32 protein-coding genes are annotated in these 26,318 nt (G+C 65.6%); 15 read left to right on the forward strand and 17 right to left on the reverse strand.

Translation table 11 applies throughout. The features are described 5' to 3' along the window. Positions 1-197 precede the first annotated feature (197 nt). A complete protein-coding gene (locus LDB05_RS18710) occupies positions 198-770 on the forward strand; it encodes an NUDIX hydrolase (RefSeq protein ID WP_226005483.1) in 573 nt (190 codons plus the stop codon). 68 nt (positions 771-838) lie between these two features. On the opposite strand, the gene LDB05_RS18715 is transcribed toward LDB05_RS18710, so the two are convergent. Both LDB05_RS18715 and LDB05_RS18720 read right to left on the reverse strand, forming a co-directional pair. Further along, the gene (locus LDB05_RS18715) at positions 839-1,963 is read right to left on the reverse strand and encodes a hypothetical protein (RefSeq protein ID WP_226005484.1); all 1,125 of its coding nucleotides are present in this window, start codon (positions 1,961-1,963) and stop codon (positions 839-841) included. Positions 1,964-2,256: 293 nt separating this feature from the next. Next, positions 2,257-2,448 carry an HVO_0649 family zinc finger protein gene (locus tag LDB05_RS18720; RefSeq protein ID WP_226005485.1) on the reverse strand — a complete coding sequence of 64 codons (192 nt, stop codon included), beginning with the start codon at positions 2,446-2,448 and terminating at the stop codon, positions 2,257-2,259. Between the two features lie 106 nt (positions 2,449-2,554). Here LDB05_RS18720 and LDB05_RS18725 point away from each other — a divergent pair, with 106 nt between their 5' ends. The 4 genes from LDB05_RS18725 to LDB05_RS18740 all read left to right on the forward strand — a co-directional run bounded on the left by LDB05_RS18725 (position 2,555) and on the right by LDB05_RS18740 (position 7,767). Beyond that, positions 2,555-4,450 (forward strand): bacterio-opsin activator domain-containing protein, encoded by a 1,896-nt coding sequence (locus LDB05_RS18725; RefSeq protein ID WP_226005486.1) that lies wholly within the window; start codon positions 2,555-2,557, stop codon positions 4,448-4,450. Positions 4,451-4,561: 111 nt separating this feature from the next. Further along, complete coding sequence (locus tag LDB05_RS18730) at positions 4,562-4,750, forward strand: DUF1328 family protein (RefSeq protein WP_226005487.1); 189 nt, start codon at positions 4,562-4,564, stop codon at positions 4,748-4,750. Between the two features lie 241 nt (positions 4,751-4,991). Next, the gene (locus LDB05_RS18735; protein WP_226005488.1) at positions 4,992-6,917 is read left to right on the forward strand and encodes an aldehyde ferredoxin oxidoreductase family protein; all 1,926 of its coding nucleotides are present in this window, start codon (positions 4,992-4,994) and stop codon (positions 6,915-6,917) included. 253 nt (positions 6,918-7,170) lie between these two features. After that, entirely contained in the window at positions 7,171-7,767 is a 597-nt protein-coding gene (locus tag LDB05_RS18740; RefSeq protein ID WP_226005489.1) for a YIP1 family protein, read from the forward strand. A 162-nt stretch (positions 7,768-7,929) separates the two neighbouring features. Here the strand turns inward: LDB05_RS18740 and LDB05_RS18745 are convergent, their stop codons facing one another. Continuing rightward, on the reverse strand, positions 7,930-8,322 hold the full coding sequence (locus LDB05_RS18745) for a winged helix-turn-helix domain-containing protein (protein WP_226005490.1): 393 nt from the start codon (positions 8,320-8,322) through the stop codon (positions 7,930-7,932). Between the two features lie 199 nt (positions 8,323-8,521). Here LDB05_RS18745 and LDB05_RS18750 point away from each other — a divergent pair, with 199 nt between their 5' ends. Beyond that, positions 8,522-9,181: a helix-turn-helix domain-containing protein gene (locus LDB05_RS18750; protein ID WP_226005491.1), complete on the forward strand. Its 660-nt coding sequence runs from the start codon at positions 8,522-8,524 to the stop codon at positions 9,179-9,181. Positions 9,182-9,356: 175 nt separating this feature from the next. Then, entirely contained in the window at positions 9,357-9,506 is a 150-nt protein-coding gene (locus tag LDB05_RS18755) for a DUF7560 family zinc ribbon protein (RefSeq protein ID WP_226005492.1), read from the forward strand. A gap of 34 nt (positions 9,507-9,540) precedes the next feature. Here the strand turns inward: LDB05_RS18755 and LDB05_RS18760 are convergent, their stop codons facing one another. The 11 genes from LDB05_RS18760 to LDB05_RS18810 form a co-directional block, all read right to left on the reverse strand. Continuing rightward, complete coding sequence (locus LDB05_RS18760; protein ID WP_226005493.1) at positions 9,541-9,993, reverse strand: pyridoxamine 5'-phosphate oxidase family protein; 453 nt, start codon at positions 9,991-9,993, stop codon at positions 9,541-9,543. Between the two features lie 107 nt (positions 9,994-10,100). After that, positions 10,101-10,514 (reverse strand): DUF8048 family protein, encoded by a 414-nt coding sequence (locus LDB05_RS18765; protein WP_226005494.1) that lies wholly within the window; start codon positions 10,512-10,514, stop codon positions 10,101-10,103. Further along, positions 10,515-10,775, reverse strand: coding sequence for a MoaD-like domain-containing protein (locus LDB05_RS18770; RefSeq protein WP_226005495.1), 261 nt, complete (start codon positions 10,773-10,775; stop codon positions 10,515-10,517). It abuts the gene before it with no gap. Between the two features lie 56 nt (positions 10,776-10,831). Next, positions 10,832-11,152 carry an AzlD family protein gene (locus LDB05_RS18775; RefSeq protein WP_226005496.1) on the reverse strand — a complete coding sequence of 107 codons (321 nt, stop codon included), beginning with the start codon at positions 11,150-11,152 and terminating at the stop codon, positions 10,832-10,834. After that, on the reverse strand, positions 11,142-11,936 hold the full coding sequence (locus LDB05_RS18780) for an AzlC family ABC transporter permease (RefSeq protein ID WP_425498610.1): 795 nt from the start codon (positions 11,934-11,936) through the stop codon (positions 11,142-11,144). Before LDB05_RS18780 ends, LDB05_RS18775 begins: the two co-directional genes overlap by 11 nt. Positions 11,937-12,028: 92 nt before the next feature. Next, entirely contained in the window at positions 12,029-12,238 is a 210-nt protein-coding gene (locus LDB05_RS18785) for a hypothetical protein (protein ID WP_226005498.1), read from the reverse strand. A gap of 73 nt (positions 12,239-12,311) precedes the next feature. Further along, positions 12,312-12,590 (reverse strand): ubiquitin-like small modifier protein 1, encoded by a 279-nt coding sequence (locus tag LDB05_RS18790; RefSeq protein ID WP_226005499.1) that lies wholly within the window; start codon positions 12,588-12,590, stop codon positions 12,312-12,314. A 91-nt stretch (positions 12,591-12,681) separates the two neighbouring features. After that, positions 12,682-13,032, reverse strand: coding sequence for a hypothetical protein (locus tag LDB05_RS18795; protein WP_226005500.1), 351 nt, complete (start codon positions 13,030-13,032; stop codon positions 12,682-12,684). 65 nt (positions 13,033-13,097) lie between these two features. After that, a complete protein-coding gene (locus LDB05_RS18800) occupies positions 13,098-13,484 on the reverse strand; it encodes a DUF7971 family protein (protein ID WP_226005501.1) in 387 nt (128 codons plus the stop codon). A gap of 128 nt (positions 13,485-13,612) precedes the next feature. Further along, a complete protein-coding gene (locus LDB05_RS18805) occupies positions 13,613-13,882 on the reverse strand; it encodes a hypothetical protein (RefSeq protein ID WP_226005502.1) in 270 nt (89 codons plus the stop codon). Further along, positions 13,873-14,727, reverse strand: coding sequence for a GNAT family N-acetyltransferase (locus tag LDB05_RS18810; protein WP_226005503.1), 855 nt, complete (start codon positions 14,725-14,727; stop codon positions 13,873-13,875). The genes LDB05_RS18805 and LDB05_RS18810 overlap by 10 nt, the downstream gene beginning before the upstream one ends. 1,366 nt (positions 14,728-16,093) lie before the next feature. Here LDB05_RS18810 and LDB05_RS18815 point away from each other — a divergent pair. From LDB05_RS18815 to LDB05_RS18845, 7 genes are all read left to right on the forward strand, one after another. Beyond that, complete coding sequence (locus tag LDB05_RS18815) at positions 16,094-17,122, forward strand: Cdc6/Cdc18 family protein (RefSeq protein WP_226005504.1); 1,029 nt, start codon at positions 16,094-16,096, stop codon at positions 17,120-17,122. 74 nt (positions 17,123-17,196) lie between these two features. After that, the gene (locus LDB05_RS18820; RefSeq protein WP_226005505.1) at positions 17,197-18,060 is read left to right on the forward strand and encodes a VOC family protein; all 864 of its coding nucleotides are present in this window, start codon (positions 17,197-17,199) and stop codon (positions 18,058-18,060) included. Positions 18,061-18,208: 148 nt separating this feature from the next. Beyond that, the gene (locus LDB05_RS18825; protein ID WP_226005506.1) at positions 18,209-18,901 is read left to right on the forward strand and encodes a P-loop NTPase family protein; all 693 of its coding nucleotides are present in this window, start codon (positions 18,209-18,211) and stop codon (positions 18,899-18,901) included. Further along, positions 18,901-19,182: a DUF8156 family protein gene (locus tag LDB05_RS18830; RefSeq protein WP_226005507.1), complete on the forward strand. Its 282-nt coding sequence runs from the start codon at positions 18,901-18,903 to the stop codon at positions 19,180-19,182. The genes LDB05_RS18825 and LDB05_RS18830 overlap by 1 nt, the downstream gene beginning before the upstream one ends. Then, entirely contained in the window at positions 19,179-21,362 is a 2,184-nt protein-coding gene (locus LDB05_RS18835; RefSeq protein WP_226005508.1) for a type B DNA-directed DNA polymerase, read from the forward strand. The genes LDB05_RS18830 and LDB05_RS18835 overlap by 4 nt, the downstream gene beginning before the upstream one ends. Positions 21,363-21,603: 241 nt before the next feature. Continuing rightward, on the forward strand, positions 21,604-22,068 hold the full coding sequence (locus tag LDB05_RS18840; RefSeq protein WP_226005509.1) for a response regulator: 465 nt from the start codon (positions 21,604-21,606) through the stop codon (positions 22,066-22,068). Further along, the gene (locus LDB05_RS18845) at positions 22,065-23,756 is read left to right on the forward strand and encodes a bacterio-opsin activator domain-containing protein (RefSeq protein ID WP_226005510.1); all 1,692 of its coding nucleotides are present in this window, start codon (positions 22,065-22,067) and stop codon (positions 23,754-23,756) included. The genes LDB05_RS18840 and LDB05_RS18845 overlap by 4 nt, the downstream gene beginning before the upstream one ends. An 82-nt stretch (positions 23,757-23,838) precedes the next feature. Here LDB05_RS18845 and LDB05_RS18850 read toward each other — a convergent pair whose 3' ends face one another. Beyond that, entirely contained in the window at positions 23,839-24,870 is a 1,032-nt protein-coding gene (locus LDB05_RS18850) for an LLM class flavin-dependent oxidoreductase (protein WP_226005511.1), read from the reverse strand. Positions 24,871-25,104: 234 nt separating this feature from the next. On the opposite strand from LDB05_RS18850, the gene dpsA reads away from it, so the two are divergent. Further along, entirely contained in the window at positions 25,105-25,650 is a 546-nt protein-coding gene (gene dpsA, locus LDB05_RS18855) for a DNA starvation/stationary phase protection protein DpsA (protein WP_226005512.1), read from the forward strand. A gap of 59 nt (positions 25,651-25,709) precedes the next feature. Here the strand turns inward: dpsA and LDB05_RS18860 are convergent, their stop codons facing one another. Continuing rightward, positions 25,710-26,120: a metal-dependent transcriptional regulator gene (locus tag LDB05_RS18860; RefSeq protein WP_226005513.1), complete on the reverse strand. Its 411-nt coding sequence runs from the start codon at positions 26,118-26,120 to the stop codon at positions 25,710-25,712. Further along, positions 26,117-26,248 carry a hypothetical protein gene (locus tag LDB05_RS23440; protein WP_284145778.1) on the reverse strand — a complete coding sequence of 44 codons (132 nt, stop codon included), beginning with the start codon at positions 26,246-26,248 and terminating at the stop codon, positions 26,117-26,119. Before LDB05_RS23440 ends, LDB05_RS18860 begins: the two co-directional genes overlap by 4 nt. Between the last annotated feature and the right edge of the window lie 70 nt (positions 26,249-26,318).

Consider the following 26,318-nt stretch of genomic DNA (forward strand, 5'->3'; position numbering starts at 1 on the left):
TCACCCTCTGAGTGACGACGTTCACCGTGCTGTGGGTTTGTTATAGAGGCAGTACGGGCCCGGTGCGAACGGTAACGCTCCGCGTAGGACCGACGACGGACGCCACCGCACACGGCGATACCCGGCCCGCGGTACGCCGAACTCGAGCCCGCCCTCGTGACGCGGTTTTTTTGACGTCGACCGCCCTACCGGCCGGTATGCCGACTGATCCGCTCGCCTGGGACACTCGCGATCGCCGGGTAGCCTACTCCTGTCCCGGCTTCGACGTGGTTAACGAGTCCGTTCGACTGCCCGACGGGGCCGACGCCGAGTTCGATTACCTCTCGGAACCGCCGAGCGTCTGCATCCTCCCGTTCACCCCCGACGGCGACGTCGTCTGTATCGAGGAGTGGCGACAGGCCGTCTCCCGGATCAACCGCGGACTTCCCGTCGGTGGCGTCGAACCCGAGGACGACGACCTCGAGGCCGCGGCGCGCCGAGAGCTCGCGGAGGAGACCGGCCACGAGGCCGACGCCCTCGAGCCGCTCGTGACCGTCGAACCGGCCAACGGAATCGCGGATTCCGTCTTGCACTTCTTCGTTGCCCGCGGCTGCCGGCCGACCGCCGAACAGCGACTCGATCACAACGAGAGCATTCGCGTGACCGAACTGTCGCTCGACGAACTGACCGACGCGGTCGCCGACGGCGAGATCCGCGACGGGCGGACGGTCCTCGCCCTCTCGTACTATCGACTGTTCGACGAGGAGAGGAGCCCGGATACCAGCCAGTGATCCGGGCGGAATCGGCGGTTAGCGCCGTATCGAACCGCCACCGCGTCTCCCCGGCCCCTTCGCTTCGATCAGCCGAGTGCGCCGAGTGACGGGGTTTCGTTTTCGCTTTCGTTCTCGGTCACGTTGGCGGTCTCGTTTCCTGCCGGCGGCTCGACCGACTCCTCGAGCGGTTCGCTGTCACCGACGGTGACGGTGTTCGCCGAGACGTTCTCGATCGTCATCGATCCTGCAGAGAGCGACGGGATCGTCTCGCCCGTCGCCGTCTCGTTTTGCGTCGCGTTGCCGGCCATCGCCGTTTCGTTCTCGGCGGTCTCGTTCTGGGTTGCGTTCTCGCCCGTCGCCGTTTCGTTTCCGGCGGTTTCGTTCTGCGTCTCGTTCTCGGCCGTCTGGTTCCCGGCGGCCTGCGTCTCGAGGCTGCCGACGGTCATCGACTCGACCGTAATCTCGTCGACGTCGAACTGTTCGACGGTCAGTTCGTCGATCTCCTGGGCGCTTTCGTTCTCGGTCGCGTTGGCTCCGCCGTCGCCGCCGTCGCCGCCGACCAGTCCGCCGATGAAGTCGGAGATTCCCGAGAGGATTCCCCCGCCGTCTTCGTCGACGGTCAGATCGTTGATCGTCATCCGCTCGGTGCTCATCGACTCGATTGTCAGGTTCTGGACCGTGACGTTGTCGCTCCCTTCGCCGATCACTTGAGTGATATTGGCCGACGACTCGTTCTCGCCGTCGGTCGCGTTGGCACCGTCCATACCGCCGCCCGTCTGGAGGTCTTCGATCGAGACGTTCTCGAACGCCAGCATCTCGAAGGAGGCGTTCGAAATCAGCACGCCCTGTGAGGTCTGGTTGTCCGCGGTCTGGTTCCCATCCGACTGGTTGTCCGCAGTTTGGTTCGCCTCGGACTGGTTGTCCGCGGTCTGATTCCCGTCGCTTTCGTTCAGTTGCTGCAGGAGCTCTTCACCGCCCTGCCCGGCCAGTTGCTGGATCTCGAGTTCCTCGATCGTGGCGTTCTCGATCGTGGCGTTCTCGAGTTCCAGCGTGTCGACCTGGACGTTTGCAATCGTTGCGCTCGTCTCGCTCATGTCTCCGGCGTCGTCGTCCGCGGCTGCCGGTGTGCCACCGACGAGGGCGGGACCCCCCGAGAGCACGACCAGCAACGCGACGAACGCGACACCGAGTGTTCGCGATTGTGAAGCCATACGCGCTGACGTACCGCCGTCGCGGGGCTAAAACGGGCCGACTGTTACGGGATTATTGCATCTAAAACGACCGTTGTCGCGTTGAATCGACCGTTTACAGCCGATCCGTGACCGTCGTCTCGTCTCCGTATCGGGCCGCTCGACTCGATACGGCGCTCTCGTGCCGAAAATCATTGGTTTCGTGATAGAACGGCGGCCATCGCCCCGACGATCGAGTCGCTGATCGTGTAACTCCCGTCACGGAACCTCGGCCGAGAGCAGGACCTCGAGTCGCCGGGCACGGCTCGGGACCGTCACCCGAGCCGTAGCTCCCTCGTTTCGACGGCGTCGCACGACGGGCAGACGAACTGATAGCGAACGCGCCCGCCCGAGGCGGTGACTCGCCAGCCGCCCTCGGTGTCGACGTAGCCACAGGACCGACAGCGTAGCTCCGACTCGTCGAACTTCTCCCGGAGGCGCTCGAACGGTGATCGATGTACTGACATATGTTATTATACACCGTGGCATTATATAACATTCTAGCCTGCGCTGCCGTCAGTGGCCCGGTCGCCAATCACAACGGTTCTTATGGATCCTTCTCTAGAAGGAACTATGGACGATGTCGACACGGAGCGTGGTGGCACCGGTGGTGACGCCGCGGCGGCGGTCCGGGCCCTCGAGCACGTGGTCGATCCGGTCGTGGCGATCGCCGACGGGGCGATCACGTACGTGAACGAGGCCGCCCGGACGGCGTTCGACCTCGGTGACGCCGATCGGGACGCGGCGACTGCACTCGGTGCGCGCTGGGACCGGCTCGCGGCGGCGATCGACGAAACGACCGTCGGCACCGCCCGACGGGTCGATTTCGACGACGGGGAGAGCGTGCGTATCCATCGGGGGGCAAACGGGGCGACGATCACGTTCGACCGCAACGGTGCCGATCCCGACGCCCGCGAGGGCACCGACACCCCCTCGCTATCGGGCACGAGCGACCGACTGGTCAAAGACCGCGCGCTCGAGGAGGCGCCCGTCGGGATCACCATCTCGGATCCCGATCTCGAGGACAACCCGCTGGTGTACGTCAACGAGGCCTACGAGGAAATGACGGGCTACGAGTACGACGAGGTCGTCGGTCGGAACTGTCGGTTCCTGCAGGGCGACGACTCCGACGAGGAGGCGATCGCCGAGATGGCGGCGGCGATCGATGCTGACCGCCCGGTCACCGTCGAACTCAAGAACTATCGCAAGGACGGCACCGAGTTCTGGAACGAGGTGACGATCGCCCCCGTCAGGGACGAGGACGGCCGCGTGACCAACTACGTCGGCTTCCAGAACGACATCACCGCGCGCAAGGAGGCAGAAATCGCGCTCGAGCGCCGCACCGAGGAACTCGAGTACATCCTCGATCGGGTCGGTGGACTGATCCAGGACGTCACCGCCGTCGTCGCCGGCTCGACTGACCGCTCGGAGCTCGAGGCCGAGGTCTGCGCGCGAATCGCCGCGGAGGAGGCCTACGACGGGGCCTGGATCGGCGAGCGAAACCCCGCGACCGGCACGATCGACGTCCGCTCGAGCGCCGGGGTCGAACCGGACGACACGCACATCGCAACGGACACCGACCACCCCGCCGTCGAGACGGTCACGACGAACGAGTCGACCGTCGACGCGGTCGACGGAACGACGTACGCCGCGTTCCCGCTTTCGTACAACGGCATCGAGTACGGCGTCCTGACGGTGCTGATGAACCGGGACCGCGCCGTCGACGACCGCGAGACGGTGATCCTCTCCGCGCTCGCCCGCGCGGTCGCGAGCGGCGTCAACGCCCGCGAAACCAGCCGCATGCTCGCGACCGACGCCGTCGTCGCGGTCGAACTCGAGGTGACCGACCGCGCCCTCGCTCCCGTCGCCCTCTCCGCCGAGGCGGACTGCCGACTCGAGTACCGCCGCTCGGTCCATCGGACCGACGACGAGACGGCCTCGCTGTTTACCGTCACCGGCGCGAGCGCCGACGAGATCCTAGCTGCCGCCGACGACCTCGCCGACGTCGACTGCCGGATCGTCGTCGAGCGCGAGGACGAGTGTCTCGTCGAACTGACGAGCGATGACGACCTCGTCGGCTGGCTCTCCGAACGCGGCGTGCGAACCCAGGCGATCGAAAGCGAGGCCGGTCGCGCCCGTCTCACCCTCGAGATTCCGCGATCGGCGAACGTCCGCTCGATCGTCGAGGCCGTCGAGGACCGCTACGACGGGACCGACGTCGTCTCCTTCCAGCAGCGCGAACGCGACGGCGAAACGCGCCAGGAGTTCGCCGCCCGGCTCGAGGAGGCGCTGACCGAGCGCCAGTTCGGCGCGTTACAGCGGGCGTACCTCGGCGGCTACTTCGAGTGGCCCCGGCCGACGACCGGGGAGGAACTCGCCCAGTCGATGGGCGTCTCGCGGCCGACCTTCCACGAACACTTGCGGACGGCCGAGGCGAAACTGTGTCGCGCCTTCTTCGGGGACGCGTAGCGTCCCGGGGCGATGACAGTCACGCCTCGAAGCCTGTAGCAGCCACTTAGAGCCGAAAACTGTGTTCGACGGTGACCGGCGTTTATATGTCTCGTCGTGGGAGTCGTCGCTATGTTCACCTTCGCAACTCCGCTTCAGGTCGGTGGCGGTGGATTCCTGTACTGGGCGATCATCTTCTTCGTCCTCGCGATCGTCGCCGCCGCCGTCGGTGCCCGCGGCGTCGCCGGAATCTCGATGGAGATCGCACGGATCTTCGTGTTGATCTTCATCATCCTCGCGGTGGTCGCGCTCCTGTTGTGACCGCCCCGACACCGAGGAGGCCACTCCCCATCTGACCGACTCCCCACCGCTCAGACGTGAGTACTACCGGTTACTGTCCGCAATACGTTCCGGCACGACGGACGATCGGTCTCGCGTCACTGTCGATTCCCTCGAGCGATACGTCGATCGACTCGTTTCGGATGTGCGTAACGAATTATGGTTACATTTGATTGAGAACGCCTAACACAATAGAGGTGTTATACAAGAGTGAACGGTTACTATGACAGAACTCGGCGGATTTCAAGACAGAGTCGCTCGCATCGATCTCTCCGAGGGAGAGGTCGCCTACGAGTCGATCGACGAGGAGGACGCGAAGAAGTATATCGGCGCTCGAGGACTGGGGGCGAAGTACGTCTTCGACCAGGGACCGGACGTCGATCCGCTCGGGCCCGACAACTTGCTGGCGTTCATGAACGGCCCGCTGTCGGGGACGCAGGTCACGATGAGCGGCCGGATCGCCGTCTGTACGAAATCGCCGCTGACCGGGACGATCACCGACAGTCACCACGGTGGCTGGTCGGGGGCCCGTCTCAAGTGGGCCGGCTTCGACGGCCTGACCTTCGAGGGGGAAGCCGACGAGCCGGTCTACGCCTACGTCGAGGACGGCGAGGTCGAACTCCGGGACGCCTCCCACCTCTGGGGTGAGGGCGTCCACGACACCCGGGATCGACTCGAGGAGGAACACGAGGGATCCTACGGCAAGAACCTCTCGCTGATGGCGATTGGACCCGGCGGCGAGAACGGCGTCAAGTACGCCTGTATCATGAACGAGGACGACCGGGCCTCGGGCCGCGGGGGCACGGGCTGTGTGATGGGGTCGAAGAACCTCAAGGCGATCGTCATCAAGTCGACCACGAAGATGCCCAAGCCGGCGGATCCGGAGACGTTCAAGGAGGGCCACCAGCAGGCGATGCAGGCCATCACGGAGTCGGAGGTCACTGCACCCAACGAGGGCGGCCTCTCGCTGTACGGCACGAACGTCCTGATGAACATCGGTGAGGAGATGGACGGGCTTCCCACGAAGAACGGGAAGTACACGTCGACCGAAAGCATGCGCGACGCGGAGGGCGTCGACATCGACGCCGAGCGCGTCTCCGGCGAGAACGTCCGCGAGAACATCCTCGTCGACGAGCCGACCTGTCACTCCTGTCCGGTCGCCTGCAAGAAGGAAGTCGAAGTCGACGTGATGCACAAGGGCGAGGAGCTGAACGTCGAGACCGAGTCCTACGAGTACGAGACGGCCTACGCGCTGGGGCCGAACTCGGGCCACACCGAACGCGACGAGATCGCCGTCATGCTCGACCGCTGTAACGACATGGGCATCGACACCATCGACGCGGGCAACATGATGGCGATGGCCATGGAGATGTCCGAGGAGGGCAAGCTCGAGGACGTGGGCGAGCTCGAGTGGGGCGACACCGAGACGATGATCGATCTGATCGAGCAAATCGGCCACCGCGAGGGCGACCTCGCGGACCTGCTGGCCGAGGGGCCGCGCCGGGTCGCCGAACAGAAGGACGCCCACGAGAACTCGCTCGCGGTCAAGGGCCAGACGATCGCCGCCTACGACCCGCGCTGCATGAAAGGGATGGGCATCGGCTACGCCACGTCGAACCGCGGGGCCTGCCACCTGCGCGGCTACACGCCCGCCGCGGAGATCCTCGGCGTCCCCGAGAAGGTCGACCCCTACGAGTACGAAGGGAAGGGCCAACTCACCGCCCAGTTCCAGGACCTCCACGCGATCAGCGACTCCTTCGACATCTGCAAGTTCAACGCCTTCGCGGAGGGGATCGAAGAGTACGTCAACCAGTACAACGGGATGACCGGCCGCGACGTCTCCGAGGAGGAGCTCCTCGAGGCTGGCGAGCGGATCTACACCCTCGAGCGCTACTACAACAACCTCAACGGCTTCGACGGGAGCGACGACTCGCTGCCCGAGCGCTTCCTCGAGGACGGCATTCGCGGCCAGGGTGCCAGCGAGGGCGAGTACTGCGAACTCGACGAGATGAAGGCTGAGTACTACGAGCACCGCGGCTGGGTCGACGGCGTCGTTCCCGACGAGAAACTCGACGACCTCGGGATCGAGGTCGGACCCGGAACCGGCGTCAGTGGCAGCGGCGGCGCGGCGGCACCGAGCGACGACTGAAGGTAGTCTCGAGCCGTCGGTTCCACCGATTATTTTTCCTCTGGTACGGTCGCAGACCGACGACAGTAATTAGCGGTGCGACGGTGGTTCGTCCATCCATTTCGTCGGACACCTCACATCAAATATTGGTGTTAGTAATTGTCATATCTCGGCCAGTATGTTCGGGTCGTGGCTTTTCAGCCTTCGAAGCTCTTCTAAACGGGATATTCTAGATATTCGTTACATTATTATAATCCTATTCGTATGTAGTTGTATGAGCCTACTGAACCAGTGGAAGGGCGTGAACGGGTACATGATCAACGATCCGGGAACGTTCTTTTCGGAGTACAACGAGAGCCACGGGATCGGATATCCGATCGCGTTCATGCTAATTTCGTACCTCGCTGTCATGCTTCCGGCTGCGGTGCTCACTGCAGCGCTGAACATTACAGCACCGGGCGAGGCAGCCATCGGTGTCGTGATTTTCCTGGCATTCGGAATCGCGTACTGGATCCTGGGGCTCGTCGAAGCGTTACTCGCTCACGGTGTCGTGTATCTCTTCGGTGCACGAGGTATCGCAAAGACGTTCGAGGCGTACGCGTTCCCGACGGTCGTCCGGTACGGGCTGTGGTGGTTCCCGCTCGTCAACATCGCACTCGGATTCTACGGTCTGTATCTCCAGATCAAGGGACTGTCGACGTTTCACGACATCTCGACCGGAAAAGCCGTGATCGCCGCCGCCCTCCCGGTAGTGGTGTTCATGCTTCCCGGGATCCTTGTCATCGCCGCCGTAGTCGCCACGTTCGTCCTCGATATGGGCTCACAGACGGGCACCCAGCCGGCCATGCTCCTGTTCGACGTCGTCGCGTGATCGGCGGACGGTCGTGATCGCCGGCTCGAGCGATCCGGCGAACTCGGAGCGAGGTGGGGAACCACGATACGCGAGAAGAGACGATCGACGGCCGATCGTGCCGTCCGCTATACTGCGACCCGATCGGTGTTGACGACGGAATTCGCGTCTTCCGCCGACCGATCAGTCGTCGGCGACGGCGTAGGACGCGCCGGCGTCGGTGTCTGCGTCGGCGTCGGGCGTGGTCATCTCGATTTCGATGTTGCCGTCGTCGATCGAGACCAGCACGTCGTCGAAGCACTTGCGGTACTCGGTCGCGTGCTTCCCGGAGGTGTTGATCCGGACCTGCTCTTCGACCAGGTCGGCCTCGGTCAGGAGTTCGACTTTCCGGTAGGCGGTGGACATCGGGATATCGCACTGCTCGGAGACTTCCGTCGCCGTCAGCGACTCCTCGGTCGTCGCCTCGAGGATGGCGCGACAGGCGTCGTCGTCCAGCGCAGTGAGAACGGCCTGCGGGTCGGTCTGATCGTCGCTGTGCCAGCCTCGCGTCCGGGCGTCAGAGTTCGTAGCGGACATCTGTTACACCTTCTAGTACCGACCGGGACCCCTCCAAATGAGTCCCAATAAATACAGGGTTCTTTATATGGGGTTGTCGAACCCGGGCCGTGGGACGATCTAACACGGGTTTTCGAGCCGTCACTCGGGCGAAGACGTTCGGTCGGGGTTCGCATCGCGGACGCAGGGTTTAGGGGCCCGGACTCCCCAGCAGAGAGTAATGGCTTCGGGGATTCGCGCGGAGATAAAAATCGACGACCCGCCCGACTGCGTCGTCGCGCAAGCGTCGGCCGAGACGGACGGTCGGGTCACGTCCGTTTCGCGGAGCACGAACCCGTCCACACCCGAGCGCGTGACCGAGGAGTTCATGCTCGAGGCCGAGACCTATCCAGACGAGCTCGACGTCAACGCGGATCTCTCGCCGATCTTCGCCTACGGCTCGAGTTCGGTCTACCGATTCCAGCGAGAGCTCGGCTGTGGTTGTCCCTGTGAGTGTATCGAGCGACACGACTGTCCCGTCATCGATATCCGGACGCAGGGCGCCTCGCTCCACCTGACCTTTCACGCGCCGGATATGCAGGACCTACAGGCGATCATCGGTGACTTGCGCGAGCGCTACGCGACCCTCGACGTCCAGCGACTCCTCCAGTCCCAGCAGGACCACGACGACCGAAACCTCGTCTTCGTCGACCGGAGCACGTTGACCGACCGCCAGACCGAGGTCCTCGAAACGGCCCACCGGATGGGCTACTTCGAACACCCCAAGCGGGCCAACGCCGGCGAGGTCGCCGCCGAACTCGACATTACCGGGACGACCTTCACCGAACACCTCGCGGCGGCCCAGACGAAGCTGCTGGATGCGATTCTGGATCACGAGTGACCGATCGTCTTCACGGTGGCCGCGACTCGAGTCCCGGGACGGCGACGAGCGTCGACTCGAGCTATATGAACGTATCGGGACCTACAGACCGACGGCATCGAACCGCAACCCTATATATACTGGACCTACAGCTATACGGTAGACGACTGAAGTTTCACGCGACTCACCACCCGACATGAGTAGATACGAGTTCACGTGCCCGGAGTGCGGGCAGGAGATCGAGGTCAACGAATCGATGCGTGAGGCCACGCTATCGCACGGCTGCCCGGTCTGCAGCGCGTCGGTCGGATCGTCGGATTTCGTCGCAGAACAGGAGACGAACTAATCCCACCCCACGGCCGCCGCTCCGACTCCCCTTCTCACTCCTCGCGATCGATTTCCGTTCGCCGCCCGCCGAGCGTCGCCGGCGCGAGACGGTAGAGTTCGATGTTCAGCGCGTCCTTCCCGTCGGCCCAGATCTCGAACAGCGGCCGCTTCGCCTCGCCGTACTGGGCGATCTGCTCCGGCGTCAGCTCCGAGGGCTCGATGCTCTCGAGGTCTCCCGTGGCGATGACGCTCCGGTAGGTCGAGTCGACTTCGTCGTAGACGACGAGCCGCGCTTGCGGCGTTGACTCGAGGAACTGGCGCTTCTCGCTGTCGGGCGTCGATACCATCCGCATGTAGAACTCCCGCTCGTCGTCGTCGTAGCCGTACGAGATCGGAATCGCATAGGGTTCGTCCGTGCGCGCGAGCGACAACACCCCCGTCTCGTGACGACTGAGGAAGTCGTCGATCTCGCCGTCGGTCATCTCGGTTTCCTGGTCGATAGCCATCGTTTCAGTGGTTTGCCAAAGGTGAAACACGATCTTTATAGTTGCCATCGACCGCGAGGAGCGTCGCCGCGACGGTGCCAGCGCACCGCGGCGCGTCGCATTCGATCTCACCCGGGATACTCGCCGTCGTCACCGTCCGTCGCGCTCTCGGAAGTCCCGCCGCTATCAGTGCCGATGACCACCGGTTCCCGGATCTCGAGTGCCGTTTCGAACTCGTCTTCGCGGTCCGTCCGCCGACCGATCCGCAGCAACTGCTCTTCGTGTGCCCGGCGGATCGCCGACAGCTCGCGGTCGGTCACGTCGATCTCGTCGCCGAGCTCCTCCCAGTGGCCCCAGTCGACGAGGAATATCTCGACGTCCTCGCCCGCGTAGAGCCGTTCGTACTCCCGGCGGTACCGCTCGAGTGCCGGGCCGAGCGCTACCTGGGCGCGCTCGACCAGGTCGGGCAGGCGGGTCCCCGGCACGCTCGCCTTGGCCGCGGTGAGCAGGAGGACCTGCCCCTCGATCGGCTCGCCCGCCATCTACCCACCTGCGCGCATCGCCTTCTGTGCGAACTTGTCGACGAGGGGATCGAGCGTGTCCGCCTCGCCCTCGAACACTATCGAGATCTCGGTCAGTTGGAGGGAGGGGCCGATATCGACTTTCTCCGACGAAAAGGTCGCGCTCCAGCCGTCGCCCTCGACGGTATCCTCGGCGACCTGTTCGCCGCCCAGATTCGTCAGATAGCGGACCACGAGCCGTTCGGAGATCCCACGAAAAGAACGACTGACACGAGCTACCATACCGTCGAATTCGACCGCCGGACGGATAAAGTCACGTTCGCCGGTAATGGGGCGGTTCACCCAACTGCTCGGAACAGGACCACGGCCCCGACGCCGCCACACAGCGACAGCAGGATGCTCTCCGTTCGCCACATGACCAGCACGACGATACCGGCCGCGCTCCACTCCGCCGGTCCGCCCGTCGCCAACTCCGGCGCGAGGATCGCGATCACGATCGCCCCCGGCAGAACCGAAAGTCCCGCCTCGAGTCGCTCGCTCACCTCGATCCGGCGCAGGAGCCAGAGGCCGCCGACCTTCGTCAGCGCCGTCACGAGCGTCATCGCGAGGATGACGCCGACGACGAGCGGATCGAGCGCGAACGCCCCCTCACCGACCATGGCGGACCACCTCCACCGCGGCGGCCGCGAGCCCGCCGAGCAGGATGTACCACCGCCCCGGCAAGAGTTCCGCGGCGGTGACCGCGGTCGCGAGGGAGACGAGCCACGGCACGAGCGTCGAGTACCCCTCCCAGAGGTCGACCGCGAGCGCGACGAACACCGCCGCCAGGACGAAGTCGATGCCGTACTGGGCCGGATCGCCGATCGCGCCGCCGGCGGCCGCCCCGACGATCGTCGACGCGACCCAGAAACACCAGATCGCGATCCCGGTTCCCAGGAGGAACGCCCCCCGGCCGCTGCCGGACTTGAGATCGCGCATCGTCAGCGCCCAGTTCTCGTCGGCCATCAGCAGGAGGCTCCCGTAGCTTCGGAGCGGCGAGAGCCGCTCGAGCCAGGGACCCAACGCAGCCCCCATCAGCGAGTACCGGAGGTTGATCGCGAGCGTCGTGAGGACGATCGTGGCGACCGGGAGCGGCTCCGCCCAGAGTTCGACGGCGACGATCTGGGCGGCACCCGCGAGAACCGTCGCACTCATCAGCGTCGCCTCGGCGACGCTCAGCCCGGCTCGACGGGCGAGCATCCCGAACGCGACGCCGTAGCCGCCGACGCCGAGCGCGACCGGGACACAGGTCAGAAAGCCGGCGCGGACCCCCGCTCGATCGAAGGTTATCGCCTCGCGGTCGTCCGCTACTGGCGATCCGCTATCGGCCGCCGGCTCGTCCGACGCTCGGTCGGCGTGCGCACCCGGGCTGGGATCCGTATCGTCGCCGTCGGTTCGCGTCACGTTCGCCTCGAGTCGAACGAGGCCTAAAGCGTTCTCGAAATCGCCGCCGAGGGCGGTCGCCTCGATCGGTTCCGACGAACACCGGCGTCCGATCACGCCCCGTAGAGGAGCAGCGCCAGCGCGACGATGCCCGCAGCGAGTCCGTACAGCGGACCGCTGACGACCCACAGCGCGATCGCGACGAGAACGAACACGAGGCCGACGAACCGACAGAGTTGCTGGACGAGCGTCCTGTTCTCGTTGCGATCGAGGAGCGTGTCGAATCCCAGCTCGAGTACCAGTTCGACGACTGCATCCAACATACGCGTTAGTATTATTCAGCCGACAAAAAGCTATAGGTAATCCATATACGCCGCTGCGAACGTCGGTGGCCGATTATCCACCGGCGACTGGCGGGAATACTGACACCACGTCGCCCGATTCCAGCGACGTATCGACTCCCTCCATGTGGACCACGTTACGGCCGTTCTTCAGCACGCTCAGCTGCGGTCGGATCGTCCCGTTCTCGACTAACTGTCCCGCGAGCCCGTCGTACTCGGCTTCGAGGGCGGTGAGAACGTCGCCGACGGTCGCGTCGTCGTCGACGGTTCGCGTTCGCTCTTTCTGGCCGACGGCCTCACGGAAGGTAGCGAAGAATCGGAGATCGATTTCCATACCGTCCAATCGTGTTCGGACGACATAAGTCCGGGCGATGGCGTCGGCGATTCCCGCGATTCGCGGCCCCGATCCGCGCTCGGGACCGCGCTCAGGCCGTCGATGCCGCCGGCGACGACGTGTACGAGACGGAGTCGACGCCGGCAGTGTCGAGCGCCTCGTCGATCGCGGTCGCGCCCACCTCGGTCGCCTCGTCGGCGTCGTCGGCCTCGACGGTGACTGTGACGGTGAACTCGAGCGCGATCGTGTACGGGTCGAACGGTGCGGTCGGGTGTTCGTACACGTCCGCGTCCTCGATCTCCCAGTCGGTGATCGGTCCTTCGGCCGCGAGGGACTCGAGAGTATCCGCGAGCGTCGCCGTCGCCTCGTTGCAGGCGGTCGTGTCGGACCCGCCGTGCAGAGTGATCTGCGTCGTTCCGGCGCGGGATACAGCGAACTTCATGCCGTCTCTATGCAGTCCGCGAAGTTGACGTTTTGGGAGGTCGACAGAACGGGATCCGACGGCCGCTACAGGTCCTGCAGTCGAATCCCGTCCTCGACCAGCCGCTGGTTTCGCTCCCGGTCGAGGTGCTCGCCGAGCTCCTCGTGTTCGTGGAGCTGTGCGATCACGTCCGCGTACAGCGTCCGCCACGCGATCGCGTAGATCGGCGACTGGCCCCACGCCCGCAACTCGGGCACGAACGCGTCGTAGGTCTCGTAGCGCTCCTCGAAGCGATCGATCGCCTCGAGGACCTGCCCGGCCGCCTCGCGCTCGTCGTCGGCCTCCTCGAGGATGCGGTTGAACTGCGTCTCCCAGCCCGCGACCGCCTTCTGCATGTCCGCCGCCGCGCTCTCGTCGTTGTCCGGTAACTGGTCGAGGATCGGTTCCGGCACGCCCAGGGAAATGTCCTCCATGTACTCTGATATGCGACCGACTGCCAAGAAAACCTTCCCGATTCGATCGACACGTGGACGGAGCTATTCGACTGCGGGCAGTTCGCCCCTGTCCCGCTTACAACGCGGTCCATCCGGGGGAGACACCGTCAGTCGAATCGGTGTGATCCACGCTGCGGTGGCGCGCGCTGGAGAGCGACGAGCGGCTCGAGGCCGAACGGAGTGAGGCCTCCCAGCGAGTCGCGACGGCACACCGTGCGAGGGATGCGGACCGCAGCGACCCGCGGGAGCGAGGACTGCAATCGGCTGGGGAGGATGTGGTTTTCGTCGTCGCCAGTGCGAGCAGGGCGCTTCCCCGTATCGCGATCACCGACGACGAACCCCCGAACCCCGCCGTCGACGCTCGGCTCTAGGGCCACGTCGCCAGCATGATCTCGTCGACGAACTCGCCGTCGAGACAGTACTGTCCCTCGTGTTCGCCCTCGCGCTGCCAGCCGTTCTCCTCGAGGAACTCGATCGCCGCTTCGTTGGTCGCGGGCAGGTTCTGATAGAGCTTCTGATAGCCCGCGTCCGTCGCCCACTCGCACCCGTACTCGAGCAGCGACGACCCGACGCCCTGTCGCCGATATTCGGGGTCGACGCCGACGGTGATCTCGGCCGTGTGACGGAGCGACGGGAGTTCCGGTGCGTCGACGTGGACCCAGCCGACGATATCGCGGTCCGCCATCGATAGGTCGTCACCCGTTTCCGCGCCGTCCGGTTCGGCGTCGGCCGGTTCCTCGCCGAGTTCCGCGACGAAGAAGACCCGCGACCGCTCTTCGTTGGCCCGGACGAGTGCCGGCTCGCGCTCGAGTTCCGTCGCGACGTTTGCAGCGACGACGTACGTCCCGTCGTCGGCCACCGTCCGCATCGTCTCGACGATACCGTCCCGGTCTTCCTCGTGGGCCGGCCGGATCGTGACGGTGCCGTCGGCGCATGCGAGGTCGGTCGTCGTCGCCGAGAGCGCGATCCGGAGTTTGCCGTCGACCTCTGTCAGGTACCCCTCCGTCTGCAGCGTCTCGATGCACGACCGGAGGTCGTCCGGCGCGGGCGCGACCGTTTCAGTGTACGTTCCCGATCGGGCGGGCTTCGAGTGGGCGCGACCGCCGTCGACCTCGATCGACCGCGCCAGTTCGGCCGGCGTGACGGCCCCGTTACGCTCGACGTATTCGTAGACGCGGCGCTGTAGATCGGTTTCGAACGACCCGATTGGGTGCGTACGCATACCGACCCAGCCACCGACTGCGGACATTAGTATGCGATCCGTATCGGCCGCTATCCGCGACCCGCCGCGGCGAAGCGACTGATTTCCTGTCGTCTCGAAGCCCTCCCAATCGCCCTCAGAGCCGTTTTCCCGGCCAATCTTCCATTAGCTTCGTTCTTTCGTCCGGTCGGGGTTCGCTCGAGCCGGAGACGGAATTGATATAGCCTTATTTGATTTATCAGAGGGTCGTCCCCGGCTAAACGGGACGCTACACGCACGGCTCGAGTAGCTGCGCCGACGGGAATCTCGACTCTCGGGACCTCGACGTGGTTTCTGGAAGCCTGGAATCGTCTCTGACTCTTCGACTCCATCTCGTTGCGCTGACGTCGAACACCAGTGAGCGCGATTCCGCGCCCAGTGTCGAGATGCCCGGAAGGACTACTCGCATCGCGACGATCGGGAACCGCGGCCCAGCCAACCTGCCGATCAGTATACTACCACCGGAGGGCGATCATGTACTTCGATTGCGAGTCGAAAATCCGTGTTACTCCGTCGCCGTTGTCGCTCGAGTTCGTTCTGCCCGGTCCTCTCGTGAAGCGACGATCGGTTTTCGACAACACCGCTGCTCGAGTGCCATCCCGTGTCCGTAGCGTCTCGCACCGCGTATCGGTTGGCGTTCAGTTCACTTCCGTACCGACCCTCGAGTTACGTGTGTCGTAAAATCCCGTTTCCGACGCGTGAACCCCCGGAGTGAGACGCTAGAACCGCTGTCCAGTTCGGGCTCAGAAGACCACTCGTCGGTGGCCGGATTATCGCGGGAGGTCCCGACCGGAACACATCGAATGACCGGATAGTGAACACCCCACACGAAGACGGTCGTTGCGATACGGTTGGTCCGACTCGAGCGCCGAGTCGCTGGCACATCGCTGACGACGTCGCTATCCGCGAGGCGGGTGGTCATCGGCGTCCCGCTCGAAAGGGTGGTCGACGGGACGGTACCGATCGATCCGCGTTCGTTCGCGGTCGATAGTTGCAATCGAGATCCCGAGCTTACCGACTCGAGGACGAGTCGACCTGACGGACTGCCGTCGCGAACCCGGCTGTTCGATCGAATCGAGCGTCGGTCGGTGGAATCGAGCTCCGGCCCCCCGTCCGACTCGTGCGCTCTCGCTCCTGGTCAGTTCCGAGAGCGACTGTCGTTCCGATAGCGCTCCGGTCGACTTCCCTTGATACCGAATTGGGTGTCTCGCTCAGCCGCCGGTATCCCAGTCGAAACGTCCTATTCGAAGCTGATAAATCAAATACCACGATACGAAATCGGCGATGTTTCGGAAGTATCGGAAACGGCCCGGCGTCGTTTATTATCATCGAAACCGAACGGTGCGACGTGATCGTCGACGGCCGCGTCCTGCGCGAGGATTTCGTGCCCAGCGAGGTGGTTCACCGCCACGACGAGGTGACCCTCCTCTCGGAGACCCTCGAGCCGCTGGTGTACGGCGGACGGCCGGATCCGGCCTTCCTGTTCGGGCCGACGGGCGTCGGGAAGACCTGCATCGCTCGCTACACGCTCGCCCAGCTGTGCGAACAGGAGCCGACGGTTCGGGTGGCGTACGTCAACTGCTGGCAGGAGTACACGCGGTTTCGCGTGCTCTACAGCGTCCTCGAGGCGGTCGACCGAGCGGTCGACGTCCACCGGTCGACGCCGAAAGACGAACTGTTCGAACGGCTCTCCCGGATGGACGACCAGCCGATCGTCGTCATCTTGGACGAGGTCGACCAGTTGGAGGAGACGGCCGCGCTGTACGACCTCCATCGGCTGCCCCACGTCTCGCCCGTGTTGATCGCCAACCGCGAGGTGGAGCTGTTCGCGAGTTTCGACGATCGGGTGCGCTCGCGGCTCCACGCCGGGACTCGCGTCCGGTTCGACCGCTACGGCACCGACGAACTCACCGCGATCCTGGCGGAACGGGCGTCGAAGGCGCTCGAGCCGGAGTCGATCGGTAACTCGCAACTGCGAACGATCGCCGACGCCGCGTCGGGAGACGCCCGCGTCGGAATCGGCATCCTCCGGTCGGCCGCCCGCCGCGCGGATCGGGAGGGGGCGGAGTCGATCACGGAGGAGACGCTCGAGGCGGCGATCCCCGACGCGCGGACGGCGATCCGCCGGAAGACCATCGACGGGCTGATCGAACACCAGCGGGTGCTGTACGACGTGATCGACGAGGCCGGCGAGATCGAACCCGGCGACCTCTACGCGGAGTACGAGCGGCGGGTCGAGGAGCCGAAGACCCACCGGACCCTGCGAAACTACTTGACGAAGATGGTTCACTACGACCTGATCGAGGCCGTCGGCGAACGCCGGGGACGGACCTACCGGCTCGTCGACGGGCCCGGTGAGGACGACGGCGAGCAATAAGGGCGACTCGAGCACGGCCGACGCCACCGGTAGCCAAAAGAGCCACTTACGAGGCTCGCGCCCGTAACTGACGTATGAGCCAATCTCCGGCGCTCCCGGACGAGACTCGCCCCGGTCGGAGCGCGCTTCGCGTCGCCGACGCCGCGGCGACGATCGACTTCTATCGCGACGTCGTCGGCCTCCGCGTCCGGAATCGAGACGGGACGAGAGTGACACTCGGCACCGGCGAGCGACCGCTTCTCGTGTTGCTCGTGGATCCGACCGCCGAGCCGCGCGACGAGCGGGAGACCGGACTCTACCACAACGCGTTCAGGGTCCCCTCCCGCGGGGCGCTGGGGGCCGCACTCGAGCGCGTTCGCGAGGAGTGGACGCTCGACGGCGCTTCCGATCACGGCGTCAGCGAGGCGCTGTACTGTACCGACCCCGAGGGAAACGGCGTCGAGATCTACCGCGACCGACCCCGAGACGCGTGGCCGCGCACCGACGATGGCTCCGTTCGCGCGGCCGGCGCGCCGCTCGACCTCGAGGCGCTCGCGGCTGCGGCCGACGACGGGGCGGGCTCGAACGGCTCGCAACTGGCACCCGACGAAACGACGCTCGGTCATATCCACCTCGAGGTGTCCTCGCTCGACGCGGCCCGATCGTTCTACGCGGAGCGGCTGGGATTCGACGTGTCGATGTCGTTCGCGCCCGGCGTGTGCTTTTTCGCGGCGGGGGGCTACCACCACCACATCGGGGTGAACACGTGGAACCAGCGGTCGACGCCGGGCGACGGACTGGGACTGGCGTGGGTCGAATTCGTCGTTCCGGACGCGGACGCGATCGATGCGATCCGAGAGCGCTTCGACGACGGTGTCGCGTCGGTCACCGCGATCGACGGCGGCATCGAGATCACGGATCCGGACGGCATCCGGATTCGAATGCGGCCGGCGGAGTGACCGCAGGGACGGTTTCGGAATCGGTATCGGAAACGCGACTTTCCTTCGAAGAAGCGATCTCCGCGCTTATTTCGGCGCTCGAGCGACTTTCGGAACTGTCGGAACCCGGCGTCCGTCGCTTATGCCCCGCTGGCTCGAGGCCTCGTGTATGCACCAGTTCGAACTCGAGTCCGGGATCACGCTGTTGAACGTCCCGTCGCCGCGATCGGGGATCGTCCACCGGCTGGTCTGTGATCGGTTGGCCGACTGCGAGAGGGGAGACGGATCGGCCTACTGGATCGACGCGCGATCGGCGGCGTCGACCCACGCACTGTACGACTGTGCCTCGAGCCCGCGCGTACTCGAGGACTTGCGGATCGCGCGAGCGTTCACCGCGTACCAGCACCACTCGCTGGTCCGAGCCGTCGCTCGGCGGGCGGACCCGTCGACGAGCCTCCTCGTCGCACCCAACGTCGCGGCTCTCTACCGGGACGACGACCTCGCGGCGTGGGAGCGCGAGGACCTGTTGGCCGCGAGTCTCGAGACGCTCTCGGAACTGGGACGGGTGCTCGACTGTCCCGTCCTCGTGACGCGCGCCGGCGGTGCCGATGACGCTGCGACCGGCTCCGGGCCGGTTTCCGAGTACGCCGACACCGCGATCGACTGCGTTCGGACGCGCGAAGGGCTCCGACTCGAGCCGGCGGGCGAGGAGGCGGACGCGGCGAGCGCGACGGCGGGGTACTGGCACGGCAGCCAGTGGCAGACGACGATCCCCTACTGGGTCGAGCTCTGTGGCGCCGTCGACGCGGTCGATCCCGTCGTCGCCGCCCACGATCGGGGCCTGCTCGAGGTGAGCGGCTGATGGGGCGAACGAACCCGACCTACCGCGACGCACTCCGACGGATCGAGTCCGACTGGGAGCCGATGCGACGGGCGCTGCGCCGGGAGTACCAGTCGGATTTCGACCGGCTGTTCGACCGGGCGCGCGAGTTCGCCGACGCGGCGGGGTACGCCAATCCGCCGGAGCCGGAACGGGCCCTGTTGCTGTCGCTCCTGCTCGCTCACGAGGTCGAACTGCGGCGGTTGCGGGCGGAGCTCGAGGCCCGGGAGACCGACCGAAACGAAGTGGACCAGGCGCCATGAGCCCCTATGCGTTCGAGTTCGATGATGGGAGCGTCCGACAGTGGCGACTGACCGAGAGCGGTGCCGAGTCCACGACCGTGACGGACTACGCGCCGTCGCTGTTCGTCGCCGGGCCGGACGACGCGCTCTCGGAGCTGGACGAGCGCCTCGCGTCCGATCCGAAAGTCGCCACAATGGAGCGCGAGCAGTGGGCGACGAGCCTCCACGAGGCCCACGCGGGCGAGCGGAGTCAGGTCCTGCGCGCCGACCTCGAGCGCGTCGGCGAGGTCCGAACGCTGGCCCGGGAAATCCGGGGCGTCCACGAGCGCGAGACGCGGGCTCCGGGAACGTTCCGCCTGTTCGACGTGGACCTCGCGCCGGGGTTTCGGTACTGTCTCGACCGCGGGCTCGATCCCACGCCGGACCGCGATCTGCGAACGCTTCGGCTCGGCCTCGACGACGCGGCGCTGGCCGACGGCGACGTCTCGGCGCTGGAGCTGGGTGGTGAGCCCGTCGACGGTGACGAACAGCAGACGCTCCGGATGCTCGACCATCGTCTCGAGCGCCGGAATCCGGACGTCCTCGTCGTGAGCCACGCCGATCTCGTCCCGCTGCTCGAGCGCCGGGCCGAGTCGCTGGGGCTCGAGGGGTTTCATCTGGGCCGGCAGCCGGGATGGACCCAGCTGGCGAGCGAGAACACGTACGCGAGCTACGGGCGGGTGGGTCACTCGCCGGCGCGGTATCGAGTTCCCGGGCGGGCGATCATCGACGCGTCGAACAGCTTCCTCTGGCACCAGTCGGGGCTGGCGGGGATTCGATACATGGTCGAGCGGACCGGCCGCCCGCTGCAGGAGGCCGCGTGGGGGAGCATCGGCACGCTGCTGACCTCGCGACAGATTCGGCTGGCCCGCCGGGAGCGGGGCGTGCTCGCGCCGTGGAACAAGTGGGAGCCGGAGCGATTCGCGGATGTCGAGACGTTGCACGCGGCCGATCGGGGCGGGTTCACGTTCGCACCCGAGGTCGGGTTCCACGAGGACGTCCACGAGATCGACTTCGCCTCGCTGTACCCGCGGATCATCTGCGAACACGACGTGAGCCCGGAGACGGTCGGCTGTGACTGCAGGGTCAGTAACGACGGTGGCCACCGCGTTCCGGAACTCGAGTACGACAGCTGCGGGGTCGACGCTTTCCTTCCCGCCGTCCTCGAGCCCCTCATTTCGGACCGGGCCGCGATCAAGCAGCGGCTCGAGGGGGATCTCCCCGACGACGAAGCCGCCCGGCTCCGCGCCGAGTCGGGCGCGATCAAGTGGGTGCTCGTCTCCTGTTTCGGCTATCAGGGATACCGAAACGCCAAGTTCGGCCGGATCGAGTGCCACGAGGCGATCAACGCCTACGCCCGCGAGATCGCGCTGACGGCGAAACGCCGCCTCGAGGACGCGGGCTGGCGGATCGTCCACGGGATCGTCGACAGCCTCTGGGTCACGCCGCGGGTCGACGACCCGGACCCCCTGTCGGACGTGATCGGCGAGGTTTCCGATACCGTGGGGATTCCCCTCGAGCACGACGGCAGCTACGAGTGGGTCTGTTTCGTCCCGCTGCGCGATTCGATCGAGGCCGCCGATGGCGGCGACACGCCGGGAAGTGCGGCCCCGTCGGCGGGCGCACTCACGAAGTACTTCGGCAAACGGACGGGCGGCGAGTACAAGTTCCGCGGGATCGAGCTGCGCCAGCGGAGCACGCCGGCGTTTATCGCGGAGAGCCAGCGCGCGTTCGTCGAGGCGCTGGACCGCGAACGCGACCCCGAGGCGGTCTGTGACGTGCTCGGCCGCCGACTGACAGACCTTCGCGAGGGTGCGGTTGAGCCGGCCGATCTCGAGATCACGAAACGCGTCTCGAAACGGCTCGCCGACTACAGCCAGCGGACCCATACCACGGCGGCACTCCGGCGATACGAGCGTCGCGGGATCGATCGCCATCCCGGCCAGTCCGTCGAGTACGTCGTCACCGACGACGACGCTCGCGGTCCCGAGCGCGTCCGGCTCGGCCTCGAGGAGCCACGAACGTACGACGCCGACTACTACGCGACGCTGCTCGTCCGGGCGTGCGAGAGCGTCGTGTCGCCGCTCGGCTGGGACGAACGCCGAATCCGGCGCTCGCTTCGCGACGGGCGGACGGTTCGGCTCTCGACGTTCGTCGAGTGATCGCCGTGCGCTCGTTCATCTCATCACGACCGTTACGTTGGTCTGAGAGTTAGTTTCATCAGCGAATTGAGCGCTACCTTTACACCGATCGACCGATTTTATAATCGTACTATGACTGCCGTCGATTTCTCAGTAGGCCCCTGCCGTTCTCGCATCCGGTATTGGGAAGGTATCGCGGAACTCGAGCGGGTCCTCGTCGAGCCGATCGGGAGTCACCCCTGTAGACGCAGAGTTACGACCAATGAGTGAGCCAGAGACTTTCCAGACCGAGCCGGCACAGATTCTGCTCGTCGAGGACAACCCCGGCGACGTTCGCCTGACCAGAGAGGCGTTCAAAGCGGGGCGGATCGAGAACGACCTCCACGTCGTCTCCAACGGCACGGAGGCGCTGGCGTTCCTCTCCCAGCAGGGGGAGTACGCCGACGTCCCGCGGCCGGATCTCGTCTTGCTGGACCTCAACCTGCCGGGTAAGGACGGTCAGGACGTCCTCGAGGAACTGAAGGCCGATCCGTCGCTGCGATCGATTCCGGTGATCGTGTTGACGAGCTCGCGGGCGGAGGAAGACGTCGTCACGTCGTACGACCTTCATGCGAACGCGTACCTCACGAAGCCGGTCGATCCCGACGAGTTCATCGAAACCGTTCGCGCCTTCGAGAAGTTCTGGTTTTCGGTCGTGCGACTGCCGCCGGAGGCGGATAACGTATGAGCGAATCGGACACGCAGACCGGCGGCGACGGGGACGTGGCAGCCACCGAAGCGCTCCAGATCCTCCTCATCGAGGACAACCCGGGTGACGCCCGCCTGATTCAGGAGATGCTTCGGGACACCGAAGAGCTCGCGCAGCGAGTCCATCCCGGTGAGGCGACGGGGCAGACGCCGGAGATCTCCCGCGAAACTCGCCTCGAGAACGGGATCGACGTGATCGACTCCGAGCCGACCGACATCGTTCTCCTCGACCTGAATCTCCCCGACAGTGAGGGTGTCAATACGCTCGAGAGGGTCCACGAGGCGGCCGCGGAAACGCCGATCGTCGTCCTGACCGGGGTCCGCGACCAGCAGGTCGGCGTCGAGGCGATCCAGCGCGGTGCGCAGGACTTCCTCGTCAAAGACGAGGTGACGAGCGAACTGCTGATCCGGACGATCCACCACGCGATCGAGCGCGCCAAACAGGAGCGAGAGCGCCGCCAGCAACGCGAGTATCTCGAGGCGCTCAACCGACTCAACCGGATCGTGCACGATATCACCCACGCGGTGATCACGAGCGAAACGCGGGCGGACCTCGAACAGCAGGTCTGCGATCGCCTCGCCGCGTCCGACGCCTACCGGTTCGCGTGGATCGGCGAGGTCAACCCGGGGAGCGATCGCGTCGTCCCGAAGGCGGCGGCCGGTATCGAGGACGGCTACCTCGACGAGATCGACGTCACCGCCGACGAGAGTGACGAGGCCGGACAGGGGCCGTCGGGAACGGCGATCCGGACCGGACAGGTCCAGGTCATGAACGATATCCAGACGAACCCCGATTTCGAGCCGTGGCGAGAGCAGGCGCGTGCCAGAGACTACCACGCGTCGGCGGCGATCCCGATCGTCTACGAGGACCTCGTCTACGGCGTGTTGAACGTCTACTCGTCGTCGTCCCGAGCGTTCGACGGACCGGAAACCGGCGTCCTCGCTCGGATTGGGGAGGTCGTCGCGCACGCGGTCACGGCGATCGAACGCAAGGACGCGCTGGTCAGCGACGCCGTCGTCGAACTCGAGTTCCGCATCGACGAGATGGCCGAACCGCTGGTCGAGCTCACGACGACCGAATCGTGTACGATCGAGTTCGAGCAACTGGTCGGCGGCGACGAGGTGTTGCTCGCCTACGGCACTGCACGCGACGTCTCGCAGGAAACGTTTGCCGACGCCGTCGACCGGACCCACGGCATCGACGACGTTCGCTTCCTCTCGGTCAGACGGGACGAACTCGAGTTCGAACTCGTGGCCCCGGCGGCCGTCTCGTTGTTCGAGACGATCGCGACCCACGGCGGCCACGTCGCATCGGCGACGATCACCGACGGGGAGTTTCGATTCGTCGTCGAACTCCCGCGGGGCCGGGACACCCGCCGGATGATCGAACTCATCAACACCCAGCGCGACGACGTCACGTACCTCGCACAGCGGACCACCGAACGCAGCGAGCGCACCGGTTCGTCCGTGCCGTCCGTCCTCGAGGAGGAACTGACCGAGAAACAGCGAGCGGCGATCGAGACGGCTTTCTTCGCGGGCTACTTCGACTGGCCGCGGGGGAGTACCGGCGAGGAGATCGCGGAACGCCTCGGGATCGCGCCGGCGACGTTCAACCAGCACCTCCGGACGGCCGAGCGGAAGTTCTTCACCGCCGTACTCGGGGAGTGATGCGGTCGCTTTCTATAGTAGCCACTGAAAGTCAACCCACACATGATCGCATGACTTCGTTGCGATCAGTGTGTAACTCGTTTCAGTGGCTACGACAGATCCCGACGCCGTCCGCGAGCAGTTCGTGAGAGCGGAGCACGTCGTCGTGGTCGGCGATGATGTTCTGTACGATCACGTCGTCGACGCCGACCCGGTCGGTAAGTTGCTCGAGCAGTTCGGCCACCGTCTCGGGGCTCCCCGAAATCGAACGCGGCCAGTCGTCATCGGGAAGGGGGTTCGGCGTGGGATCCGGGACGCCGCTGAGTTCCTCGATTGCCGCCTCGACAGACGGGGGCGAGCCGACGACGCCGCGTTGCATCCGCTGGTAGGACGCCTCGGCGGTCGCTCGCAACCTGGCCGCGTCGTCGTCGGTATCGGCGCAGGCGACGTTCATGGCGAGCATGCCGGTCGGTTCGTCCGGGCCGGCGCCGAGTGGCGACGGGTCGAAGTTCTCGCGATAGGTCTCGAACGCGCGCTCGGCGAGGGTCGGCCGGATGAACCCGGCGAAACAGTACCGCAGGCCCAGTTCACCGGCGACTTCCGCGCTCGAGGGGCTCGAGCCGAGGACCCACACTTCCGGAACGTCGTCCTCGGAGCGGGGGAGCCGGAGGTCGGCGTAGGCGTGATCGTCCGGGAACCCGTCGTAGAGGTGGTTCACGACGGCCTCGATCTTCTCGGCGTGGTCCGCGTCGGGATTTCGCTTTTGCCGGTCGGTTCCCAGCGCGCGGTCGGCGGCTGGAATTCCTGTCGCCCGACCGAGGCCGAGATCGACGCGGCCCGGTGCCAGCGCGTCGAGGGAACTGAACGTCTCCGCGACCTTGAACGGGCGGTAGTGGTTGAGAAGGACCGTCCCGGAGCCGACCCGTATCTCGTCGGTTTCGGCCGCGAGGCGCGCGATCAGGACTTCCGGGGTCGTGCTCGCGATCGAGTCGGCCATCCCGTGGTGCTCGGCCGCCCAGAACCGCGAATAGCCGAGTTCGTCGGCCAGTTGCGCGAGTTCGACCGTATTCTCGTACGCTTCGGTCGCGCTCCCGCCCGCCGGCACGGGAGCGAGATCGACGATCGAGAGATCCATATCGGCTGCTCGGAATCGGACGCTGAATAGCCGTTCGATTCGTCATTCGCGGAGGCTGTCACGACCGCCGCGTCGGACGGAACGCGACTCCTGCCGGACCCGAAATCGCGCCGCGGGCGTTCGATCGATGAGTCCGTCGTCGTCGAACCGATCACGGCCGAGTTTTAGGTCGCACGAAAAAATATAACCGAATTGAAAACTTATATGCGGGTGGACGCCAATCTAGCTACTGTGATGAACACGCAGAAGACCGTCCAACAGGAAGCCGGTACCGTCGAGGAGAACGCGCTACGACTCGAGCCCGAGAAGGCGGAACAGATCGTCGAGGCACTGAACAGGGACCTCGCGGACGCGTACGTTCTCTACCACCAGCTTCACAAGCACCACTGGAACGTCGAAGGTGCGGAGTTCCTCGACGTTCACGTCTTCCTCCAGGAGGTCTACGAGGACGTCGAGGCGGCGGCCGACGAGGTCGCCGAACGACTGCAGGCCCTCGGCGGCGTCCCCCACGCGAGCATGACGACGCTCGCCGAGAACGCGACCGTCGAGCCCGAGGACGAGGACGTATACGACATCCGAACCTCGCTCGCGAACGACCTCGAGATGATGGGCGACATCATCGAGAGCTACCGCGAACACATCGAACTCGCACAGGGCCTGGGCGATCACGCGACCGCCCAGATGCTCCGCGAGCAACTCGAGACCATCGAGGAACACACCCACCACATCGAGCACTACCTCGAAGACGACACGCTCGTCCTCGAGTCGGCGACGAACTGACGGCGTTCGACTGTTCTCTCGAATCCCGCTTTCGGACGGTTTTCGAAGATCCGACTAGCTTAGCAGTTCTCGGTCGTCGACGCTCGGGCCGGGACGTCGACGGAGTCGGCGTCCTCGGCCTCCAGGAGCGTTTCGGCGACCCGCTCGGTGACGAGGGAGCTGACGCTCCCCGCGAGCGCCATCGCCTCCCGCTCCGGGTCCTCGAGTTCGAGGACGTCGCGAAAGAAGGTCGACAGGACGGCGTAGGTCTCGTAGAGCTCGGCGGCCGTCTCCCGTCCGGACGCGGTGAGCGTCGCCCCGTCGTACGGTTCGTAGGTGAGATAGCCCTGCCCCTCGAGTCGCTGGAGGGTTTCCGTCGCGACCGCCGGCGACCGGTCGAGCTCGTCCGCGACGTATCCCGGGGAAACCGATTCCTCACCGTCTTCCGCGGCGAGATAGCAGACGAGCAGGTACTGGGAGGCGTCCGTCATGCGCCTCGAGCGAGGTGACCGTGGCCGACTCGCTGGCGGTCCTCGTGGCACGTCTCGTACCGGGAGGCGAGCGACGGGGCGACGTGGGAGCACGCTGAGCCGTGATCCCGTGGCAGATCGTCGTCCATGCGTTTTAGGCGAACCTAAATCATTAAAATAGTTGCGGCTAGTCGATTCTCCTGACTCGATCGGCGAGGT

The organism is Natrinema salinisoli, assembly GCF_020405205.1.
Classification (GTDB): Archaea; Halobacteriota; Halobacteria; order Halobacteriales; family Natrialbaceae; genus Natrinema; species Natrinema salinisoli.

Excerpts from the sequence above, each read along its gene's own strand:
- LDB05_RS18710 (WP_226005483.1), top strand. The coding sequence starts at position 198 with ATGCCGACTGATCCGCTCGCCTGGGACACTCGCGATCGCCGGGTAGCC.
- LDB05_RS23440 (WP_284145778.1), bottom strand. The coding sequence starts at position 26,248 with ATGGACGACGATCTGCCACGGGATCACGGCTCAGCGTGCTCCCACGTC.
- LDB05_RS18750 (WP_226005491.1), top strand. The coding sequence starts at position 8,522 with ATGGCTTCGGGGATTCGCGCGGAGATAAAAATCGACGACCCGCCCGAC.
- LDB05_RS18785 (WP_226005498.1), bottom strand. The coding sequence starts at position 12,238 with ATGTTGGATGCAGTCGTCGAACTGGTACTCGAGCTGGGATTCGACACG.
- LDB05_RS18845 (WP_226005510.1), top strand. The coding sequence starts at position 22,065 with ATGAGCGAATCGGACACGCAGACCGGCGGCGACGGGGACGTGGCAGCC.
- LDB05_RS18775 (WP_226005496.1), bottom strand. The coding sequence starts at position 11,152 with ATGGTCGGTGAGGGGGCGTTCGCGCTCGATCCGCTCGTCGTCGGCGTC.
- LDB05_RS18860 (WP_226005513.1), bottom strand. The coding sequence starts at position 26,120 with ATGACGGACGCCTCCCAGTACCTGCTCGTCTGCTATCTCGCCGCGGAA.
- LDB05_RS18730 (WP_226005487.1), top strand. The coding sequence starts at position 4,562 with ATGTTCACCTTCGCAACTCCGCTTCAGGTCGGTGGCGGTGGATTCCTG.
- LDB05_RS18735 (WP_226005488.1), top strand. The coding sequence starts at position 4,992 with ATGACAGAACTCGGCGGATTTCAAGACAGAGTCGCTCGCATCGATCTC.
- LDB05_RS18715 (WP_226005484.1), bottom strand. The coding sequence starts at position 1,963 with ATGGCTTCACAATCGCGAACACTCGGTGTCGCGTTCGTCGCGTTGCTG.
- LDB05_RS18725 (WP_226005486.1), top strand. The coding sequence starts at position 2,555 with ATGGACGATGTCGACACGGAGCGTGGTGGCACCGGTGGTGACGCCGCG.
- LDB05_RS18835 (WP_226005508.1), top strand. The coding sequence starts at position 19,179 with ATGAGCCCCTATGCGTTCGAGTTCGATGATGGGAGCGTCCGACAGTGG.
- LDB05_RS18740 (WP_226005489.1), top strand. The coding sequence starts at position 7,171 with ATGAGCCTACTGAACCAGTGGAAGGGCGTGAACGGGTACATGATCAAC.
- LDB05_RS18760 (WP_226005493.1), bottom strand. The coding sequence starts at position 9,993 with ATGGCTATCGACCAGGAAACCGAGATGACCGACGGCGAGATCGACGAC.
- LDB05_RS18850 (WP_226005511.1), bottom strand. The coding sequence starts at position 24,870 with ATGGATCTCTCGATCGTCGATCTCGCTCCCGTGCCGGCGGGCGGGAGC.
- LDB05_RS18795 (WP_226005500.1), bottom strand. The coding sequence starts at position 13,032 with ATGAAGTTCGCTGTATCCCGCGCCGGAACGACGCAGATCACTCTGCAC.
- LDB05_RS18755 (WP_226005492.1), top strand. The coding sequence starts at position 9,357 with ATGAGTAGATACGAGTTCACGTGCCCGGAGTGCGGGCAGGAGATCGAG.
- LDB05_RS18810 (WP_226005503.1), bottom strand. The coding sequence starts at position 14,727 with ATGCGTACGCACCCAATCGGGTCGTTCGAAACCGATCTACAGCGCCGC.
- LDB05_RS18790 (WP_226005499.1), bottom strand. The coding sequence starts at position 12,590 with ATGGAAATCGATCTCCGATTCTTCGCTACCTTCCGTGAGGCCGTCGGC.
- LDB05_RS18820 (WP_226005505.1), top strand. The coding sequence starts at position 17,197 with ATGAGCCAATCTCCGGCGCTCCCGGACGAGACTCGCCCCGGTCGGAGC.
- LDB05_RS18770 (WP_226005495.1), bottom strand. The coding sequence starts at position 10,775 with ATGGTAGCTCGTGTCAGTCGTTCTTTTCGTGGGATCTCCGAACGGCTC.
- LDB05_RS18745 (WP_226005490.1), bottom strand. The coding sequence starts at position 8,322 with ATGTCCGCTACGAACTCTGACGCCCGGACGCGAGGCTGGCACAGCGAC.
- LDB05_RS18840 (WP_226005509.1), top strand. The coding sequence starts at position 21,604 with ATGAGTGAGCCAGAGACTTTCCAGACCGAGCCGGCACAGATTCTGCTC.
- LDB05_RS18720 (WP_226005485.1), bottom strand. The coding sequence starts at position 2,448 with ATGTCAGTACATCGATCACCGTTCGAGCGCCTCCGGGAGAAGTTCGAC.
- dpsA (WP_226005512.1), top strand. The coding sequence starts at position 25,105 with ATGAACACGCAGAAGACCGTCCAACAGGAAGCCGGTACCGTCGAGGAG.
- LDB05_RS18830 (WP_226005507.1), top strand. The coding sequence starts at position 18,901 with ATGGGGCGAACGAACCCGACCTACCGCGACGCACTCCGACGGATCGAG.
- LDB05_RS18800 (WP_226005501.1), bottom strand. The coding sequence starts at position 13,484 with ATGGAGGACATTTCCCTGGGCGTGCCGGAACCGATCCTCGACCAGTTA.
- LDB05_RS18825 (WP_226005506.1), top strand. The coding sequence starts at position 18,209 with ATGCACCAGTTCGAACTCGAGTCCGGGATCACGCTGTTGAACGTCCCG.
- LDB05_RS18765 (WP_226005494.1), bottom strand. The coding sequence starts at position 10,514 with ATGGCGGGCGAGCCGATCGAGGGGCAGGTCCTCCTGCTCACCGCGGCC.